15 protein-coding genes and 1 pseudogene are annotated in these 17890 nt (G+C 39.6%); 7 read left to right on the top strand and 9 right to left on the bottom strand.

Annotation, left to right across the window (positions count from 1 at the left end; genetic code table 11):
• Positions 1-102 precede the first annotated feature (102 nt).
• On the bottom strand, positions 103-552 hold the full coding sequence (locus B5D77_RS18365) for a YlqD family protein (RefSeq protein WP_002782037.1): 450 nt from the start codon (positions 550-552) through the stop codon (positions 103-105).
• 61 nt (positions 553-613) lie between these two features.
• Entirely contained in the window at positions 614-2533 is a 1920-nt protein-coding gene (locus B5D77_RS18360) for a long-chain fatty acid--CoA ligase (protein WP_106909390.1), read from the bottom strand.
• Between the two features lie 293 nt (positions 2534-2826).
• Between B5D77_RS18360 and B5D77_RS18355 the strand changes: the two genes are divergently transcribed.
• Positions 2827-3417 carry a Uma2 family endonuclease gene (locus tag B5D77_RS18355; protein WP_106909389.1) on the top strand — a complete coding sequence of 197 codons (591 nt, stop codon included), beginning with the start codon at positions 2827-2829 and terminating at the stop codon, positions 3415-3417.
• Positions 3418-3526: 109 nt separating this feature from the next.
• The gene (locus B5D77_RS18350; protein ID WP_106909388.1) at positions 3527-4087 is read left to right on the top strand and encodes a Uma2 family endonuclease; all 561 of its coding nucleotides are present in this window, start codon (positions 3527-3529) and stop codon (positions 4085-4087) included.
• 14 nt (positions 4088-4101) lie between these two features.
• Here B5D77_RS18350 and B5D77_RS18345 read toward each other — a convergent pair whose 3' ends face one another.
• The 4 genes from B5D77_RS18345 to B5D77_RS18330 all read right to left on the bottom strand — a co-directional run bounded on the left by B5D77_RS18345 (position 4102) and on the right by B5D77_RS18330 (position 7027).
• Positions 4102-4509 carry a type II toxin-antitoxin system VapC family toxin gene (locus B5D77_RS18345; RefSeq protein ID WP_106909387.1) on the bottom strand — a complete coding sequence of 136 codons (408 nt, stop codon included), beginning with the start codon at positions 4507-4509 and terminating at the stop codon, positions 4102-4104.
• Positions 4510-4523: 14 nt separating this feature from the next.
• A complete protein-coding gene (locus B5D77_RS18340; protein ID WP_002756604.1) occupies positions 4524-4757 on the bottom strand; it encodes a hypothetical protein in 234 nt (77 codons plus the stop codon).
• Between the two features lie 79 nt (positions 4758-4836).
• Positions 4837-5058, bottom strand: coding sequence for a hypothetical protein (locus B5D77_RS28180; protein ID WP_008203612.1), 222 nt, complete (start codon positions 5056-5058; stop codon positions 4837-4839).
• Positions 5059-5770: 712 nt separating this feature from the next.
• Complete coding sequence (locus tag B5D77_RS18330) at positions 5771-7027, bottom strand: hypothetical protein (RefSeq protein ID WP_232306207.1); 1257 nt, start codon at positions 7025-7027, stop codon at positions 5771-5773.
• A 22-nt stretch (positions 7028-7049) separates the two neighbouring features.
• Between B5D77_RS18330 and B5D77_RS27405 the strand changes: the two genes are divergently transcribed.
• The 5 genes from B5D77_RS27405 to B5D77_RS18310 all read left to right on the top strand — a co-directional run bounded on the left by B5D77_RS27405 (position 7050) and on the right by B5D77_RS18310 (position 14723).
• Positions 7050-7292, top strand: coding sequence for a hypothetical protein (locus B5D77_RS27405; protein ID WP_254052987.1), 243 nt, complete (start codon positions 7050-7052; stop codon positions 7290-7292).
• Positions 7293-7368: 76 nt separating this feature from the next.
• Positions 7369-7857: a hypothetical protein gene (locus B5D77_RS18325; RefSeq protein ID WP_106909385.1), complete on the top strand. Its 489-nt coding sequence runs from the start codon at positions 7369-7371 to the stop codon at positions 7855-7857.
• 28 nt (positions 7858-7885) lie between these two features.
• Positions 7886-9352: a hypothetical protein gene (locus tag B5D77_RS18320; RefSeq protein WP_106909384.1), complete on the top strand. Its 1467-nt coding sequence runs from the start codon at positions 7886-7888 to the stop codon at positions 9350-9352.
• Positions 9353-9376: 24 nt separating this feature from the next.
• Positions 9377-12628 carry a hypothetical protein gene (locus B5D77_RS18315; RefSeq protein WP_008203605.1) on the top strand — a complete coding sequence of 1084 codons (3252 nt, stop codon included), beginning with the start codon at positions 9377-9379 and terminating at the stop codon, positions 12626-12628.
• Positions 12629-12641: 13 nt separating this feature from the next.
• Positions 12642-14723: a hypothetical protein gene (locus tag B5D77_RS18310; protein WP_008203603.1), complete on the top strand. Its 2082-nt coding sequence runs from the start codon at positions 12642-12644 to the stop codon at positions 14721-14723.
• Between the two features lie 97 nt (positions 14724-14820).
• On the opposite strand, the pseudogene B5D77_RS18305 reads toward B5D77_RS18310, so the two are convergent.
• The 3 genes and pseudogenes from B5D77_RS18305 to B5D77_RS18290 form a co-directional block, all read right to left on the bottom strand.
• Positions 14821-15261: pseudogene (locus tag B5D77_RS18305) on the bottom strand (vWA domain-containing protein); the annotation flags it as partial.
• A 372-nt stretch (positions 15262-15633) separates the two neighbouring features.
• A complete protein-coding gene (locus tag B5D77_RS18300) occupies positions 15634-16617 on the bottom strand; it encodes a GntR family transcriptional regulator (protein ID WP_106909383.1) in 984 nt (327 codons plus the stop codon).
• Between the two features lie 394 nt (positions 16618-17011).
• A complete protein-coding gene (locus tag B5D77_RS18290) occupies positions 17012-17722 on the bottom strand; it encodes a 1-acyl-sn-glycerol-3-phosphate acyltransferase (RefSeq protein WP_106909381.1) in 711 nt (236 codons plus the stop codon).
• Positions 17723-17890 lie beyond the last annotated feature (168 nt).

The following is a 17890-nucleotide window of genomic DNA, read 5'->3' as shown; positions in this document are numbered from 1 at the left end:
TGAGCTAGGGGCGGTTTTATCGGTTAGCAAGGGGTATTCTCCCTTGCTATTGCCGATTTTAGCCTTTAATTTGACAGGGACGGGTAACTGCTCACCCTAGCTTTAAATTTCGCCGCGAATTTCTTCGACGATGCCATCTCTAAGGACGAGTTCCACATTCATTTTGGCCACTAAGTTATCGCCTTTTTCGACCCGGAAAAAGCTTTCTAGTTGTGCTTGGGCGACTTCTTGATTGAGTTCCAAGAGTTGTACCTGTTGCAATTGTTGCAGATACTGGTTTTTTTGTTCGAGAAACTCACTTTTCTGTTGATTGACTTGGATTTGAATATTGTCAATCTGTTGGGCAGCCGCGGGGGGTAAGGGGATCAGACTCTGACGCTGAATTTCGGCGATCGCTCTTTGTCCTTGGCTTTCTAATTGTTGAATTTGTGCGTCAATTTGAACCATTTGTGCTTGTAATTGCTGTTGTGCTTCTTCTTTCCAGCGCGGGGTCACGATGACTTTAATTGTCACCGGGCGCTTCAGTAATAAACTGGTTTGTGCGTCATCCATGATTTGCTTATCCTAAAAAGGTCTTTTTGTCAAGGGGTTAGGGAATATTTGCCAGAAATATTTACTTGGCAAACATCTCGTTAATCATATCGCGATAGCGTTGCGTTACTACCGGTCGTTTAATCTTTAAAGTTTGGGTCATCATGCCGTTTTCTTGGGAAAAAGGCTCTAAAATTAACTCAAAGGTTTTAATCTGGTCATCGGCACGATAACCGGGCCGATTTCTTACCTCGCGCTTTAATTCTTGTTGGTAGAGAGCTAAGACTTTTTTGCTGTAGAGATCGCTAGAAAGAATCGTTGAGCGATCGCTGTGAAGATCGGGTAAATTTAAGGATATTTTCTGTTCTTGGGCCCAATTGGCCAGTATATCAAGATTAGGCACGATCAAAGCCCCCAAAGCTTTTTGATCCTGTCCCACTAGCATGATTTGGGAGATAAAGGGACTGCGTAAACAAGCATCTTCAATCGGTTGCGGTTCGATATTTTCACCATTGCTCAAAACAATTGTATCTTTGGCCCGTCCAGTTAAGACTAAATCCCCAGCAGCGGTTAACCAACCAATATCACCGCTATCAAACCAACCATCGGGAGAAATCGCTTTTTCGGTTGCTTCGGGTTTTTTATAGTATCCCTGCATCACCTGCGGACCGCGAATCAAGACTAAACCGTGTTTTTCTGTCGGTAAGACTTCTTTGCTGTGTAAATCGACAATACAGATTTCTGTCTGAAAGACGGGACGACCGGCAGACCCGCGCAGGTTATGATCGATACGACGGACGGTAGCGACGGGAGAAGTTTCTGTCAGTCCATAACCAACTAAAATCGGGATTCCGGCAATCTCATAGAAAGTATCTAGATGTCTGGCTAAGGAACCACCGCCACTAACCAAGATTTTAACTTTATTTCCCACTGCTTGGCGAATTTTGCCATAAACTAGCTTATCACCGATGGCATGGAGGGGATAGAGTAAGAGGGATTGAATTCTTGCTTTTAGTCTTTCTCCGGGGGAAGCGTGAAGATGATCTAGACTGAGATTATCGGCGATACGTTTAGCAATAACGTACTTTTCCGACTTTTCTAGCAAAAATCGCACTAATTTCTGTTTTGTGGCCGATTGTTCGCTAAATTGTTTTTGGATACCCTCGTAAAGAGATTCCCAAAGACGGGGAACTCCCACCATTAATTGCGGACTAAATTGCTTTAAATCCTGCTTAAAAGTGCGAATACTGGTATAAATCTGGGTGCAACCCTGAGCTAGACTGAAATACTCACAACTGCGCTCGTAGGAGTGCCATGAAGGTAGTATACTTAAAACTCGATCGCCAGGCTCCGGTTGAAAGATAGCATTTAAGTTGCGTACCTGATGCAGCAGATTACCATGACTTAACATCACCCCTTTGGGTTGTCCCGTCGTTCCCGATGTGTAGATGAGGGTAGCCAGATCATTTTCGCTCTTGGTGATGGGTTTAAGGGTGTTCTCAGCCCCGATCGCCATTAGTTGCTTGAAATTTAAGGTCTGCACGGAAATCGCCCCAGTAGCGGGGTCTTCGTCGGTGAGCAGCACGATTAATTTTAGGGGCAATTCAGGGATTTTCGCCAGCAATTTGCCTAAAGTTTTGTTATTTTCGACAATCAGCGTCTGACTGTCACTATCGGCCAGAATATAGGCTAATTCCTCTGCATCCGCTTGAGCAGATCGTACCGCGTTGGCGGCCCCGGCTGCCATGGAACCTTGGTCGGCAATAAACCACCGGGGACTATTATCGGCAAATAAAGCGACATTTTCGGTTTCTGTGACTCCTAATGCTTGTAAAGCGGCGGCAAATTGCTGAATTTGTTGATAAAGTTCCCGATAGGTGAGAATTACTTCCGGTTTACTGTGGGGATCGTGCAGGGCGATAATATTGGGGAAACGCTGGGCAACTATTGACCAAACTTCGGGTAAAGATTGAATATTTGAATAGTCAATTAGGGTTGTCATAGCAGTAGTTATAGAGAGTTACAAGGGTCATAGGATATAGATTAACCATTCTAGGCTCTTTTTGCTGGTTCTCCTAGACAGTATTTCAACAGGTATCTAGTGCTGCAAAGTTAATTTCCTAATCGAGACTCGGAGAGAGGAGACTTTTCGGTTATCGGTGAACAGTGAACAGTAATCAGGGAATGTTACTGTTACTTAATACTGCTTACTGATTACGGAAAAGGCTAACGGCTTAGATGTATAATTAATTTTGCTTAGGTACTGAAATATAGTTGTAACTAGCAGAAAAAACGATGATTGCTTTATCTAACTATAATAATCTCACTCCAGAAGAATATCTTCAGTTTGAAGAAACCAGTCCCATTAAACATGAATATATCGATGGACAAGTTTACGCCATGGCAGGAACGACGGATACTCATAATATTGTTTCGGGGAATATATACACAATTATTCGTAATCATTTGCGGGGTTCCGATTGTCGGGTTTATTTTGCCGATGTGAAAGTCAGATTAGAGAAGCGCAATCACTTTTATTATCCCGATATTATTGTCACCTGCGATGACAGAGATAGAGAAACCGCTACCTACAAAAGTTTTCCTAAATTGATTATTGAAGTTCTCTCCGATTCCACAGAAGCTTTTGACAGGGGGGATAAATTTAATGATTATCAAACTCTAGAAAGTTTAGAGGAATATGTCTTAGTGAATAGTAAACACCAACGAGTAGAAACTTTTCGACGGGGTGAACAGGGTTTATGGATTCTGCAAACCTATCAGCAAGAAAGTTTTAGTTTACAGAGTATTAATCTGACGGCATCTTTTCGGGATTTATACGAGGATGTCACCCTAGAAACGGTTAATGATACTCCCCAAATTCCTTAAAAACCATGATTGCTCTATCTAACTATAAGTACCTAAGCAAAATTAATTACACATATCTAACCCCGCTCTTGCCTATTGCCTTTTGCCTCTTGCCTATCTTCACTAGGAAATTAATTTTGCACGACTACTTAATAATCTCACTCCAGAAGAATATCTTCAGTTTGAAGAAACCAGTCCCATTAAACATGAATATATCGATGGACAAGTTTACGCCATGGCAGGAACGACGGATACTCATAATATTGTTTCGGGGAATATATACACAATTATTCGTAATCATTTGCGGGGTTCCGATTGTCGAGTTTATTTTGCCGATTTGAAAGTCAAATTAGAGAAACGCAATCACTTTTATTATCCTGATATTCTTGTCACCTGCGATGACAGAGATAAAGAAACTGCTACCTACAAAAGTTTTCCTAAATTGATTGTTGAAGTTCTCTCCGATTCTACAGAAGCTTTTGACAGGGGGGATAAATTTAATGATTATCAAACTCTAGAAAGTTTAGAGGAATATGTCTTAGTCAATAGTAAACACCAACGAGTGGAAACTTTTCGACGGGGTGAACAGGGTTTATGGATTCTGCAAACCTATCAGCAAGAAAGTTTTAGTTTACAGAGTATTAATCTGACGGCATCTTTTCGGGATTTATACGAGGATGTCACCCTATAGGGAATGAAAAATAATTAAGGTACAACCTCAAAAGGTTGATTTCCATACCGTCGGTAAATATAGAAATCGCTATCGAGAGTGAATATTTGTTTTTGATTAAGAACTTCAGCCATGGCTACTAAAGAAGCATCTGCTAAATCCATAGGAACATCTTGATATTGTATCATTAAGGTTTCCATTCTTTTTAGTTCATCTGAATTATGATGGTGTATTACCAGTATTTCATCTACCACATAACCCCATAATTCTTGTTGTGCGAACCAACCACCATATCGACGCAATAAATACATTGCTTCGGTAAAACAAGCGCAAGTCGTGACAAGGGGGTCCGATAGCGAAGATAAAATGTCAACACAACGCTGATGATTTTTATCAGCTTCATTAATTAAGGCAATAAGTGGAGAAGCGTCGCAAAGAGTCATTGATGTAATGCTGATTAGTCTTGAACATCTAAAATATTTGTAAAAACTTCTTCTACTCGCTCAGATAAATCTGATGGCTGAAAATAAACTCGTCCAACTCTTCCTTTTAATTTTTGGTCTAGGGTTTCTGGAGTGGAAGAATTGGAAGATTGATTAGGTAGAATGGTCAATCTCACTCGCTGACCTGCTAATTTAGCACTATGCTGTAAAATTTCTTCCCAAGTCCCCTCTAAAGTGTTTTGTTCCATAGATATTGATTTGAATTTCGTTCTTTCCTCAGTGTAACAAGCAAAAGATAAAAAAACAAATTTCTAGAATTTTTTTGTCTTATTGTTTTTTACCGGGGGGAATAAAACGGATTTCAATTCTGCGTCTGCTTGCATCTGCGTCACGATTAACCGCAGCTAATTTACCCGATGGGAGGTATAACTGTCCTGCGGAAAAAGCTCGAAATTTGACGTTTTTGAGTTTACCTGTGCTTTCGATTTCTTGCACTACTGCTAAAGCTCGCATTAATCCTAAATCAGTGTTAGAACCGGGTACTAGCATTTTAACAGATTGTTTTCTGCTGGCAACCGATTCGATATTTTTATCGAGATTACTTGTCTTCTGTATTCCTTGTCCGTCGGTGTGTCCAATTACTTGAATGAAGTCGATTTCTCTGTCTTTGGTAATGGTTTCGATAGCGGGAATAATGCGCTGACGAATATGGGTTTTTAAAGCAGGGTTTAATTCAGCACTTCCCGACTGAAATTTAAATTTTCCTGATTTTTCATCGATAACTATCGGGGTTGCTGTTTGCAGTTTTTGAAGTTTTCGATTTGCTTATTCGAGATACCTAATCAGTAGATATCTCCAAGAGTGATAAACCAATCACAGCTTGCTTTTATGCTGTGTACTAACAAAATAGTGCAACGGCTGAAATGTATGTCTTTCATTGCTAATTTAATTTTATAGAAAAACTATGGGGCAAATAAAATAATTTTTATTTAGCCCAACTCCTTTGCTGGAAACATTTTCAGTCTTAAAATAATATTATGGAGGTGTCTAATGGTCAACTGGCTATTTAATCGCTTACAGTTGAATAAATTGTCTAAATCTCTTCCTTAATTCCTTCTTAGAGGCGATAATGAAGATAAATTCGTTATGTCTGCTTGTCCTATTGAATAAATTTAATCACTTATTTTTGGTGTTCTCTCTTATATTTTTGCATAAATGGGATGCTCTCGATGCTCCCGTGTTTTGATTGATTGACAAACCCCTACTTTTTGTGGATAATAAAGCAAAGACGGCCAAGAGCAACATTTGGCTTATTTTCAATAATTCTAAAAGTCGTATCTCCTAGATTATATAAAAAGGGTTGTAAATTGTAAGTTCTATCTCCTGCAAAAATTTCGTTTTCGCCAAAACTCCAATCTTTCCACCAAGACGGGGCTTGATATGGTCTTGATGAGCCAGAAATTTTTTCGGGAAATACATCAAAAATTAAGCGATAAACGCCAATTCCTTGAGGATTATTGTCAAGATTTATTAAAGCATTAAATTCTAATTGACTATTCGTAGATTGCCAATTCGTTAGTTGAAGGGGAATCAGTGAACTTTGGGGATCTAATTTTTTAAATTCTTCTGTGTTGTTATTAAAGTCACTATCACCATTGAGTTGATAACTAGCAGAATTCCCTAGTGGCAAAGTATAGGGCAGAGGATTATAGTTGAGTCTATATTTTAAAGAAGTCTCTTTTGGACTATCATTGCTCGTTTGACTAGGAATAATAAGTCGTTCTACATTTTGAGGATTCTCCACGTTTTTGATCACTATTCTACCATCATTAATTACTTGTACTCGTCTAATTCCTGATTTCTGAGGATTATCTGATGTCGGAGAAGAAGATGAAGGGGTAGGTTGTTCATTGTCATTAATTTGCAGTAAAGCAGGTTTTTCAAAAATTTGAGTGGAGAAAATAACAAAATTTTCAGCAGGAAAATCAAGTCCTGTATTTTGACTTTCCGATTTGATTTTATCGAAATATTGTTTAACCTGAGAATAGCGACCTAACACTAAGATATAAAAGGGATGATTTGTTTTAACACTGGGATAACGAATATTATCTAATCCGACATCATAAATATCCCCCAAAAATTCACTTTTGACTGCGATAATACCGACGGCGTAGCCATCTTTGAGAAGATAACTATCTTTGAGTTGTGCTACTAAGTCTTCCCATTGGGCTTTTTCTTGATATAAATCCGTCACAATAACGTAGAGGGAATTGGGCGGATCAGTCTTTTGGGGTGCGATAATTTTATGAGTGGCCGCATCTCTTAATTCAGGTCTTCCCCCACTATAAAACCAGGCAGTTTCAGCCGATTGATGATTGATCGGCTCCTTGAGTCGCTGAGTCCCAAAAACATAAAAGGTAGGAGATGGCGTGACGGGAAAAGCTGTATTTGTCGCACTTCTTAATAATCTTAGGGTTCTAATGTAGCGACTATTGCGATCGCTGACAAACCCTTTCATAGACGGCGTACCATCAATTTGAATGATGATTTTTTCTGGTTTGTCAGGATTTGATGATATTTTGGCAGTGGAAGTCGGGGTTGATAGCTCAGGGCATGACCAATTTTCAGGCTTAGGACAGCCGACTAGGACTGTTCCAAGTAAAATTAGAAAGACAGGCAAGACAAGTTTCTTCATAAATGTAAAGAATTGTTGCGAAAAAGTAAAAAACTTATTAAGTAAATTTAATTATTGTGGACAAAAAATATTTCCCTTGCTAGGATAACATCAAAGCGGCGGGTTTAGATCATTTTATTTATCCCGATTTTTTCTTAGACTCATTAATCCCAGTTATTACAGTAATGAATGAGCAGAATTCGATTCCACCAGAAATTGCAGGTCTTGCGGCTGGCATCATGATCGGTGCGATGATAATGGTAATCGGTCGGATGCTATTTGGCAATGGCATCATTCCCACCTATACCAGCAATTGGATACAAAGTAATTATATGCCTGCCGTTCTCGTTGTGGGGGCGTTTTCTAGTGTGTTTGCTGTTATCTGGTATCTAATATCTCTTAAGTGGTGGCGAACGTTTACCGAGAAAGAATTCAGCCAAGCTCGAATTTCTTGGTGGCTGTTGTTTGTCTTGCCCTTTTTGAGTTTCATTATTTCTTTGTTTATCTGGGGAAAGGATGGTAACAATAATCTAGAAACCATAGCTTTGGTTTTTTTTAGCTTGATTTTACTATTAGGAATGTGTTCCAGTTACTGGCTATCTACCGCCCTTAGTACCCCTCCAAATATGCGTCGTGTTGTTCCCCTAGTTGGTTTGTTTCCTCGTTTTCGTTAGAAATTAGTTTAGAGGTTATTAAAACGTTATGTCAGTTTACGTTATTGCCATTGGTGGAACAGGGACAAAAATTGTTGAAGCAGTATGTCATCTAGCAGCAGCGGGTATTTACACTCAAGGTGAGCGTATTCCAAAAATAGAAATTCTCTTTGTTGATCCTGACAAAGGTAATGGCAATCTTAAAGAGGCCGATGGTGCGATTGCGACCTACCAAAATTGTACTAAAAATATCGATCAAGGAATTAATCCCACTCTTAATTGGTGGATGCAGACAAAACTCGAATTTTTAGGGTTGTGGACTCCCTTTCAAAAAGCAGATGAATTTCGTTTAAGAGATGTCTTTAAATACGATAACTACAATGGAAACAGGGAAGTTATTCGTCATTTATTCGATGTTCTTTACACTGAAAAAGAGCGAGATGTCTTGTTAAAAGATGGGTTTCTAGGCCGACCCGCTATTGGTTCAGCGATTATGACTCAACTTCGGCAAAATGTGGCCACTAATGAGAGTTGGAAGGAATTGATCGGCAAGATTGATAGCGATCTTAAAACAGAAGCAAATAACCCTCCGCAAGTTTTTCTTTGTGGCTCAATTTTTGGGGGAACAGGTGCATCGGGATTTCCTACATTGGGTCGTCTAATTGCTAAAGAATTGGATAATCCAGAGACAGGAAATCTCCTCAGAAAAGTAAAATTGGGTGGCTTATTAATGTTGCCTTATTTTCGCTTTCCCTCTAAGGAAGATAAAGAAGCCGTTTTTGCTCGTTCTGAGGAATTTATTCTGAAAACAGAGGCCGCCCTAAGATATTATGGGACACAAGATTTGAAGTTTGATACTATTTATCTGTTGGGAATGCCTACCATGACTAATGTAGAGAAGTTTAGTAAAGGGGGAAGTGACCAGAGAAATGATCCTCACGTTTTGGAATTATATGCAGGTTTAGCCCTAAGAGATTTTATTTTTACCCCAAAACCTAATGAAAGACAGGTTATTTTGCTGAGTCGTAACAAAGATAATGAGATCAGTTGGGAGGATGTACCTGATAAGGATGAAGTTCGTCGAAAGTTAACTAATGCCGTCCGATTTGCCTATATTTGGTTATCGAGAATTGTTCCAGGATTAGAACACGCTAAAACCAAATTAGGTGAGGTTGACTTTGCACTTAAATTTTATGATCGGGAAAGCATTAAAAAATCGGGCGAATGGGATCGAATTAATGCGATTAAAGTCTGGTGTGAAGCTTATCTCAAATGGCTGGGAATTCTTCATGCTAATGGTATCGGTTTAAGATGGTTTAATGTTACAGCTTTTTACAATCAAGGCAATTTGATCATAGACCGTTCCAACTTTCCCGATCTAGTAGAGAAAGGTCTGGATAAAGAAATTAACATTCGTATTAGAGATTTAAGCAAGAAGGACTTACAAGGAATTGACAACGGGACAACGGGACTGGCTAAAGCTCTGTATAAGGTTTTATCGGAAAAAAGTATTTAAAAGCATTAAGAGGAGATGGATTCAATGAGTAGCTCTTTTTTACCCCCCTTGAAATCACAAGCGCGTGTCAAACCAGGAGAAGCGGGAAAATGGCAACCCCAAGCAGGAATCGCTTATACAGAGGTTGCAGATAGTTTAACCCGCCCCGAGATTGGGACTAATACTCAAAGTATTAGTTCAATTCCCGATATGTGGGCAAGACCGTTACTTGTGGATATGGTGTTACGGGATCAAGAATATCCGCTTCATAGTGCCATTAAAGCCCAATGGAAGGGGATGTTAGCGGCGATCGCCCTAGCAGAGGTGAAACGGCTTAAACTACAAGCCCAACTACTAGATTTAGATACGCTCCAAGCCGATGCTTTGATCAAAGCATTAATCGCTCTATCACCTTCCAGTCAAAGAACGGTTTATCAGTCAACGGAAAGAATTAGGGGGGAAAATCGTAATCCTTGGCACAAAATCTATGTTTTTCTGCTGAATGGACAGTCTGTGGGCATGACTTCTCCCGCAACCTTAGTCTGTCCTGCCGAAGAGGGGAACTGGGAAGGTATTCCTTGGTATGCAGATGGACGCTTACATTCTCCCTTGGACTCCAGTGAATATTTAACAGAAGATGACAAAATTCAATTATGGTTGTGGTTAGATAACTTAAAAACTCAGCTTGACAGTCAAAGGGGGGTAGATTCTGCCAAACTTAAAGAACTTTTGAAAGAATATAAAAATGAACTGGCACAGGAGCTAACGATTGATCCTAGAGGGCAAACTTTTAGACCTAGTAGAAATGTTGCCTATTTTGGAGTACCGCTTACTTTAGGGGATTTAGATGCTCTCAATATTCCAATTCAAGCGAAAAGAAATCCTTCCAGTGTGAGTATTTTAGCTTTAGGGAAGTCAATGAATGAAGAGGTTATTTTCATTCCAGACCTTGAGCAATTGAAAAAACAATGGCCAACCAAACAATCTGTTGATATTTGGATCTATGATACGGTCAGTGCCGCTATTTTTGATAAAGCCGAGTTTACCAAACAATATAAAGGAAAAGTCAAGTTTCTCACAGAAGATGACATCTTTACAAAAACCTTTTTCTATTTGGAAGGAGAGGGAAACTTACCAGGGGCATTACTCCCTGAAGACACAAGGGAGATCACTTATACGGTTGATGAACAAGAACGTCATTTAACCCCTTTATTACCGCTAGAATCTGAAGTGCTTAATTATTTTAGCTCAGAAGAACTCATTAAGCGTCTTGCTTTTAATCCGACGACCATTGGCAACCAATCAGCCGTCAGAGTATCTTTAACTTTACCCTTATCTGGGGGAGACTTTACCATTCACAGAGAGTATCCTATTGAAGTTAACAATGCAATTACAGCGAAACCATTCTTAGAAATTTGGCCGAATTTTAAAGCCCCGAACTGGAAAGCGTATTATGCGCTATATTTCGACAACCGCACCGAAGCGACTAAACAAAATAAAATCTTTCGAGCCGTTTTTCCTGAAGCAAGAGAAATTCATCCCCTTGATCTTAAAGACTGCCAAATTACTCGTTTAGATAGTTTTCCCGATTATATTCTTTGTCAGGATGAAACAGGGATTTCTCAAGGGTTAATTTTGTTGAAAACACCTCCTAAAGTGGGGGATCAAAATCCCAATAAAACATGGACAGTGGGCGTTGATTTTGGTACATCTTTCACCAATGTCTATTATCACATTAATAATGTGCGCGAAGGTGTCACCTTAACGCCGCTGCATCTTCAAATCACTCAAGCTACTCAGATTGAGCGTTTCAGCATTTTGTATGACTACTTCATGTCGGGTGAAGCTGAAAAATTTCCCCTTTCATCCGTTCTGACCACTAAAGGGAGTAAAGAAGAGGAAAGACCTGTACTAGATGGACGGTTCTATATTCTGGAAGATGTCAGAGCGTTTGACCCCACTCAAGATGATATTAAAACCGATCTTAAATGGCACCCTCAGAATATTGCCTATACTCGCACCTTTCTAAAGCATTTAGCTCTTTTAATTACGGCTGAAGCGGCGAAAAATCATGTCAAAAAGATCAACTGGTCTATTTCCTATCCCTCGGCCTTTTCTCGCAGTGACAAAAATCTCTATAAAGTGACGTGGCAACGAATTATCGAGGATTTAGGCAAAACGACGGGAATTGACCATAAATGGTTAGACAGAGGCAACCCCTATCGTGCAGAAAGTTTAGCATTAGCCCATTATTTTGCCGATGAAGAAGGAAAAGACCTCCTTTATACCACCTGCATTGATATGGGAGGGGGAACGTCCGATATTTCTATCTGGGTTGGTAATCGTTTGATTCATCAATGTTCGGTACAGATAGCAGGAAGACTCCTCTTTTCCCAATTTTGGAAAAACCGACCTGATTTTCTTAATCAGCAATTTAATACAGATTTAAGTGATTTAAGCAGTAGTTTGCGGGATGAACCCTTTTTCGTGAAACTTGATGGCTTATTGGCGGCCGAAGGAAGCAAGTGGTTAGAACGCAATCGAACGCTGATGGACGACGATACTGATCTGCAAACGATTGTACAACTTTCTACACTAGGGATTTCAGGTTTGTATTACTATATCGGTCTTGTATTGCGTGCTTTAGACATTGAGGAAAAATACACTCGTAAGCTGAATACGCCAGTCTATATTGGGGGAAATGGCTCTCGGATTCTTAATTGGTTGGATTTAAGTGGAAGATTTAGTCCAGATTGTGAAACTTCTCTTCTTTTTAGCCGATTGCTCAGTAAAGCATCAGGATTTGAGAACAAAAAAGAACCCACTGTCCTCAGTTCTAAACCGAAAGCAGAAGTCGCTTGTGGCTTAGTTTTAGATCAAAATGTGACTCGTTTAACGGGATTACAAGATGATGATGAAGTGATTTTCGCAGGAGAAGATTGTGAGGTGAATGGGGTGGCTTTTGGCTGGCAAGATCGCCTTGATTTAACTCAATTTCAAAAAATTGAAAGCTTTAAGCTGGTTGGATCAGATGATGAGGAGGTAGGATTAGCCAATCTTCAGAAATTTCTAGAGGATTTTCAACAAGCTTTTAAGGAGTTAAAAATCACCAGTATTAAACCGCTCAGACAGTATGACGATGAGCAATGGCGCAATAGTCTCTGGACAAAGGTTAAGCGTTCGGTAGAATCCAATTTAACGAATTTAGAAGGTCGTAACTCAGAGGATGTCAGGGTTGAACCTCCCTTTATCTTAGGGTTAAAAGCCTTATTAAAAGAATTAAATAGCAGACTATAGGAGGAAAGGAACGATGAGGGTTAGAAAAACATTTCTGATACTTTATTTAGCAACGGGATTATCTGCGGGGTTGTTAAGTGGTTGTAATCTTTCTGGGCATCAAGCACAACACTCTTCTTCTTCATCAGCGACAGGAAGTTCAATGGGGCAATCAACAACAGTTGCAGACGATCAACAGACTGCCGCTATTAACAATTTAAAGGCACTGCGAGAAAAACGCGAGGCTCTGAATACTTTTGTTGCAAATATTCAAGTTACAGAAAATGAAGCAAAAGTAGAAAATCCTGTAGATTATGCTAAAGCAAAAAAAATTGTTGATGAACTTGCTACTGCTTACAAGACATTTAAAGATAGTTTATCTGATGATATTAAAACGAAAATCAGTTTTAATAATATTGATTCAAAGATTGAACCTATCCTAGAAGGAACTTCTCAACAGCGAAAAATTCTAGAAGATTTAGCAAGTAAACAACATAGACAAGCACAAATAAAATTACAGAATTTAGGATTCTATACGCAAACAGTTGATAGCACTGATCCAGGTCAAGATGGCGACAACCAACGAATTGCGACTAAAGAGCTATTAAAGCAAATTCTAAATGTAACCCAACCTCTCGCAACTTTAAAAATTGATAATTCATCAGAGCAACCTACTTTAACTACAGATGATTTAAAAACTCAATTAGAACAACTTAAGAAGGATATTAATCGTAATAATTGGGTATGGCCATTATTCAATACTCTTGCGTTACTTTCTGTTCCCATTAGTTTTATTTTTTTATGGAGCAGAATGACTGGCGTTCTTATCACTTATAAAACTAAGAAACCGACAGATTCATCTGATGAACAGCAAAAAATTTTAGTAGAATTGCCAAAAATCAAAAGCGTAATTGAAGGTTTGCAAGAAAAAGTTTCTTGGCTACAAATTCTACCATTTAATAAAAAACCACTTAGTAGTTCAGAAGTAAAAGAAATAGAAAAAAGCCTAGAAAACGTTAGGAAACAATTCAATGGACTATATGAGAAAATAATTATATCACAATCGATTCTTGTTGAAAGTGATAACGATAAGCAGGAGGAAGATACAAAAGCAGTTTATTTTCAAAATTGGCTAGTGGAACAACTTCAATCTATTAAAAAAGAGATAATCACTGATGTAAAATCAACTTCCCTAGATGAAACTACGCAAAATACACTGAAAGATTTAAGCGATAAAGTTAGTAATATTCAAGCAATAGTTGGTAGTTTAAGTATAGGTAAAGAGGGTGGGAGTATATCTCAACATAAAGAAAAAAATGAGCAATTAGAGATTAAAATTCAAGAATATGAGGATCAAAAAGAACGTCATTTGACAAGAATTGGAGAGCTAACTGACGAACGTAATCGACTATCGCAGAACTTAGCAAAACAACGTCAGCAAATCGAGCAGTTTAGTTCAGGAGAAGTGGAACATTTGCGTAAGGAAAATCAGAGACTTTCTAGTTCTTATCAAAACCTAGAAACACGATTGTACAATGTAAACATTGAAAAAGCACAACTAGAACAACAAGCTACAACTCTAAATAGCCAGGTAAACCAGTTACAGCAAGATAAAAAAGATTTAGAGTTAAAAGTTCAGACAAATGTCCAAGATATCGAAGCACTTAAAGAAGAGATTGAACGACTAAGAAAGCTGCTTAACAAAGAGGCAATTGAGACAGTAGATATTCCCTGGCAATGGCAAAACATAATCAATTCCTATAATCAGTCTCCAGATGCTATCCTTAATATTCATGGGGTGCAAAGACAGGGAGAAGTGGTCGAGGATGAAGATAAAGGAGCAGAAAGACGGAATAATTCTAGTAAGCCTGTGGTTTTGACATCTAATGTGTCCCCTGATGGATTTTATATCGTATTAGTAGGAAACGATTACTTACTCTTTCCGAAACAGCACGCTATTGCCGTTTCTCAAAAGTTTACAGTATCTGCTTTATTTGATGGCTATAAAAGCGGCAACACCAGTAAATTTACCTTAATTTCACCTGCACAAGTTACCCCGGTTGGTAGCAGTGGGATGTGGCAACTGAAACACAAAGGAAGATTAGAATACAATTAATGTAAGCTAACAAGCTCAAATATTTTAGATAACTTCCCGTATTTATCAATAATAAAGCGACGAATTCTCATTAACACATCTCGACCAGTACGACCTAATCTGAAATCCAAACTACCGACTGGGGTTTAATAGCTTGATTGGCAGTTAAACGACACTGATTTAAGCGTGCCAGTCGAGTATAAACGTGCCATTCTGCTCCCTGAATATCGGTATTTTTAGCACTTTGGCTAGATTGCCAAGGAATCGCCTTTAAAACCGCGTCTATATCTTCCCTTCCGCGAATTAAAATCGGTTCTGTAATCGGTTGGACATTATCAGCAAAGGGGAATAAATAAACGGAATCGTTATTTTTTAAACTATCGCGAATAATTTGACCGAGGCGCGTCCGTCCTTCATCATTAAAGTTAACACTACCGGTAAGATCGATCGCTAGGATAACATCTCGTCCCTGCCAACGAGCCACCAAATCTAATCCGAGTTTTTGCCAATCAGTAAGCGGTTCCCCGGGGGATACCGTTAAACATTCAGCACTTTTCATCTAACCTCGTTCAAGAGTGAAAAATTGAGCTTATCCCTATCCTTCCGCCATTGTACTAAAAAATTAATACTTCTTAAAAGTTTTTTTCGCTTTTATTCTCGATTTGCCCTAGGTCATTGTCAATAGTAACCATAGATTAAACTAAATTTTAAAGTTCAGCTGCCCGCGCATTTAAGTGGGTGAGTGGAATTAAATATAAGATGAACGTAGGTTGGGTTGAAGCATGAAACCCAACGCCAGCATGGGTTACGCTACCGCTAACCCATCCTACAAATAATTGTGCCTCCCTACTTAAATTGCTTGTTGAGATAAGGCAAGAGGCAACAGCAAAGGGGGGAGATTCAGAGGTTAAAATGGGTCCTAGCTTATCATCTAACCACCTAATCCTAATTCTCGTCTGAGCAATTGAATTGATTTATCCCCAATATAATTATCACTACAGATAATTTCTGGCAGACGAATTAAATCCGATCGCACTTCATTAATCATATTTTTAATTAAAGTATAACTCGCTTGATCACTGATAATTGTCTGGGAAGTTCGGGCTAAAACTTTTAACTTATCCGTTTCATGAATTTGGGCAGACATAACTAATAAATCATCGCCCCGTAAACTATGAATTAAAACTTCGGCCACCTTAATAATACCGGTGCTAATACTGACAATCCCCAAGCGGCTATCGGTGGGTAATTTTTTGATTAATGCCAATTCCTTGCTGTAATCGTAGATATCGATGGGAATGACTCGTAATTGAAAAGGAGCGGCAATTTCCTCCGCTACACTGATAAAATAGCGACTGGTGACAACAGTGGCAGATTTAGTATTGGCTAAAACTTGGGCTAAATCCTCCATTGCCACTAATTGGACGGGAATTTTGAGGGATTGCTCTAATTCTCTTAACATTAGTTCCCCTGCTCCCAAATCATGACGGGGAATGGTGACAAGAACTTGAGAACTACACTGCGATCGCCAATCGATTTCCGCCAGTAATAACTCGCGAATTTGCTCTAAAGTTAAACCTTGAGCGAGAAAACTGGCTAAACTCTGGCTAATTAGTCGGCCTATTTCTGGATTTTGTTCCAATAGGGGTGAACCCGATAAATTATCGTTTTCATGCCCGCGAGCCTTGACATAAATCCCCGAACCTGCTATGGATTCCACTAACCCATCGTCTTCCAGTTGTTGATAAATTTTACTTATCGTATTACGGTGTAATCCCGTGATCATAGCTAGTTGACGGGTACTAGGTAAACGATGGCCCGGGGGATACTGACGAGAGGCGATAGCGAAGCGAATTTGGTCAAATAATTGCTTAGAGGCGGGTATTTCACTGTCTGGCTGGATTTGGAACTGCATCGGATCACTTCACTCACAAACTACTTTCGCTGATGCCCATTCTATCATTAGACTTCCTGCAACAATCGGACATCTTCCCTGATCTGATGGGTTTCCGAGGCAGTATTCAGGAGCCAGAAGCAGCAAAAACCAAGATATTATTTATTTAAACTAGAAAAGCCACTTTTTTGTTTAAAAATAGTTAAAACAATCATTTTAATCCGTCCCCGAAATCCCACTCATGGGGTAGATAGTCATACCAAATCCGTTTTTAATAGTGTGATTAACTCTCAAGTTATGAATTGTTTCTCCCCACACCCCACTTCCCTATCACCCCATTTCCCCCCGCAACGCGCACGCAGTGACCCCCCCACTATCCTATACTTTTTGAACAGGATTTAGTATCAACAGCTGATTAAGGTGATTGATCCTCGTGGAGAAGTTTTAAGCGATCGCTCAAGGTTTGGGTTAAGCGGACAGTTTCCCGTTTTAGCGAATTTTGTTGATAATCAAGCACATTAATCCCTTGACCGATATTTACTGTTGCTTCGCTTCCCCATCCGGGGTAAGGCTGATTATAACTAATACTTACCGGCAAAATCTTGATATCTGCATCGGGTTTGATAGTCTTAACTTCCAACGCAATCCGCGCTACCCCCGGTTTAAGGGGATGAACCACTCGATCGCGACAGATACCCCCTTCTGGAAAAATCGCCACCATTTCCCCCGCGGCCAAAAGTTCGACACTATGGACTAGACTACCCATACCGGGGTGATCGGTGTTGACGGGAAAACCCCCCAAACGTCGGATAAACCAACCTTGCACCCCTTTGATCTCATTAGCGGAAACCATAAAGCGCAAATCCCGTCCACTAACTAAGCGTCCCACCGCATAGGGTAAAATCAGCGCATCCCAACGGGACCGATGGGTAGGTGCCAAGATGACACCTCCCGTTAGGGGAATATTTTCCTGGCCTGTCACCGTTATTTTGCTGAAAAAAGCTGGTAAAACCAGATAATTTCCCAGAAAATAACAAAAGCGAATTAAACAGGGATTAATTCGGGAATTGACAGCAGGACTTTTTCTAATGGTGGGGGACTCGTCAATGATAGTGCTTTGAGACATCCGAGTGTTAGGAAAGATCGAGACTTTCTGACCACTTCTACTTTAGAGTAGTTGTCTGGGGGTCGCCATCTTGTCCTGACCAGTTCGGTAATTGTCTTGTCAGATTAATAAACCTCTTGCATAATTAGGGTTTGCGGCAAAAAGTTCTTCCTGGTGGCAGGGTGTGGG

It is taken from the genome of Microcystis sp. MC19 (assembly GCF_003019735.1).
GTDB lineage: Bacteria > Cyanobacteriota > Cyanobacteriia > Cyanobacteriales > Microcystaceae > Microcystis.
Note: the sequence above shows the minus strand (reverse complement) of the source record. Positions and strands in the feature narration are given on the sequence as shown.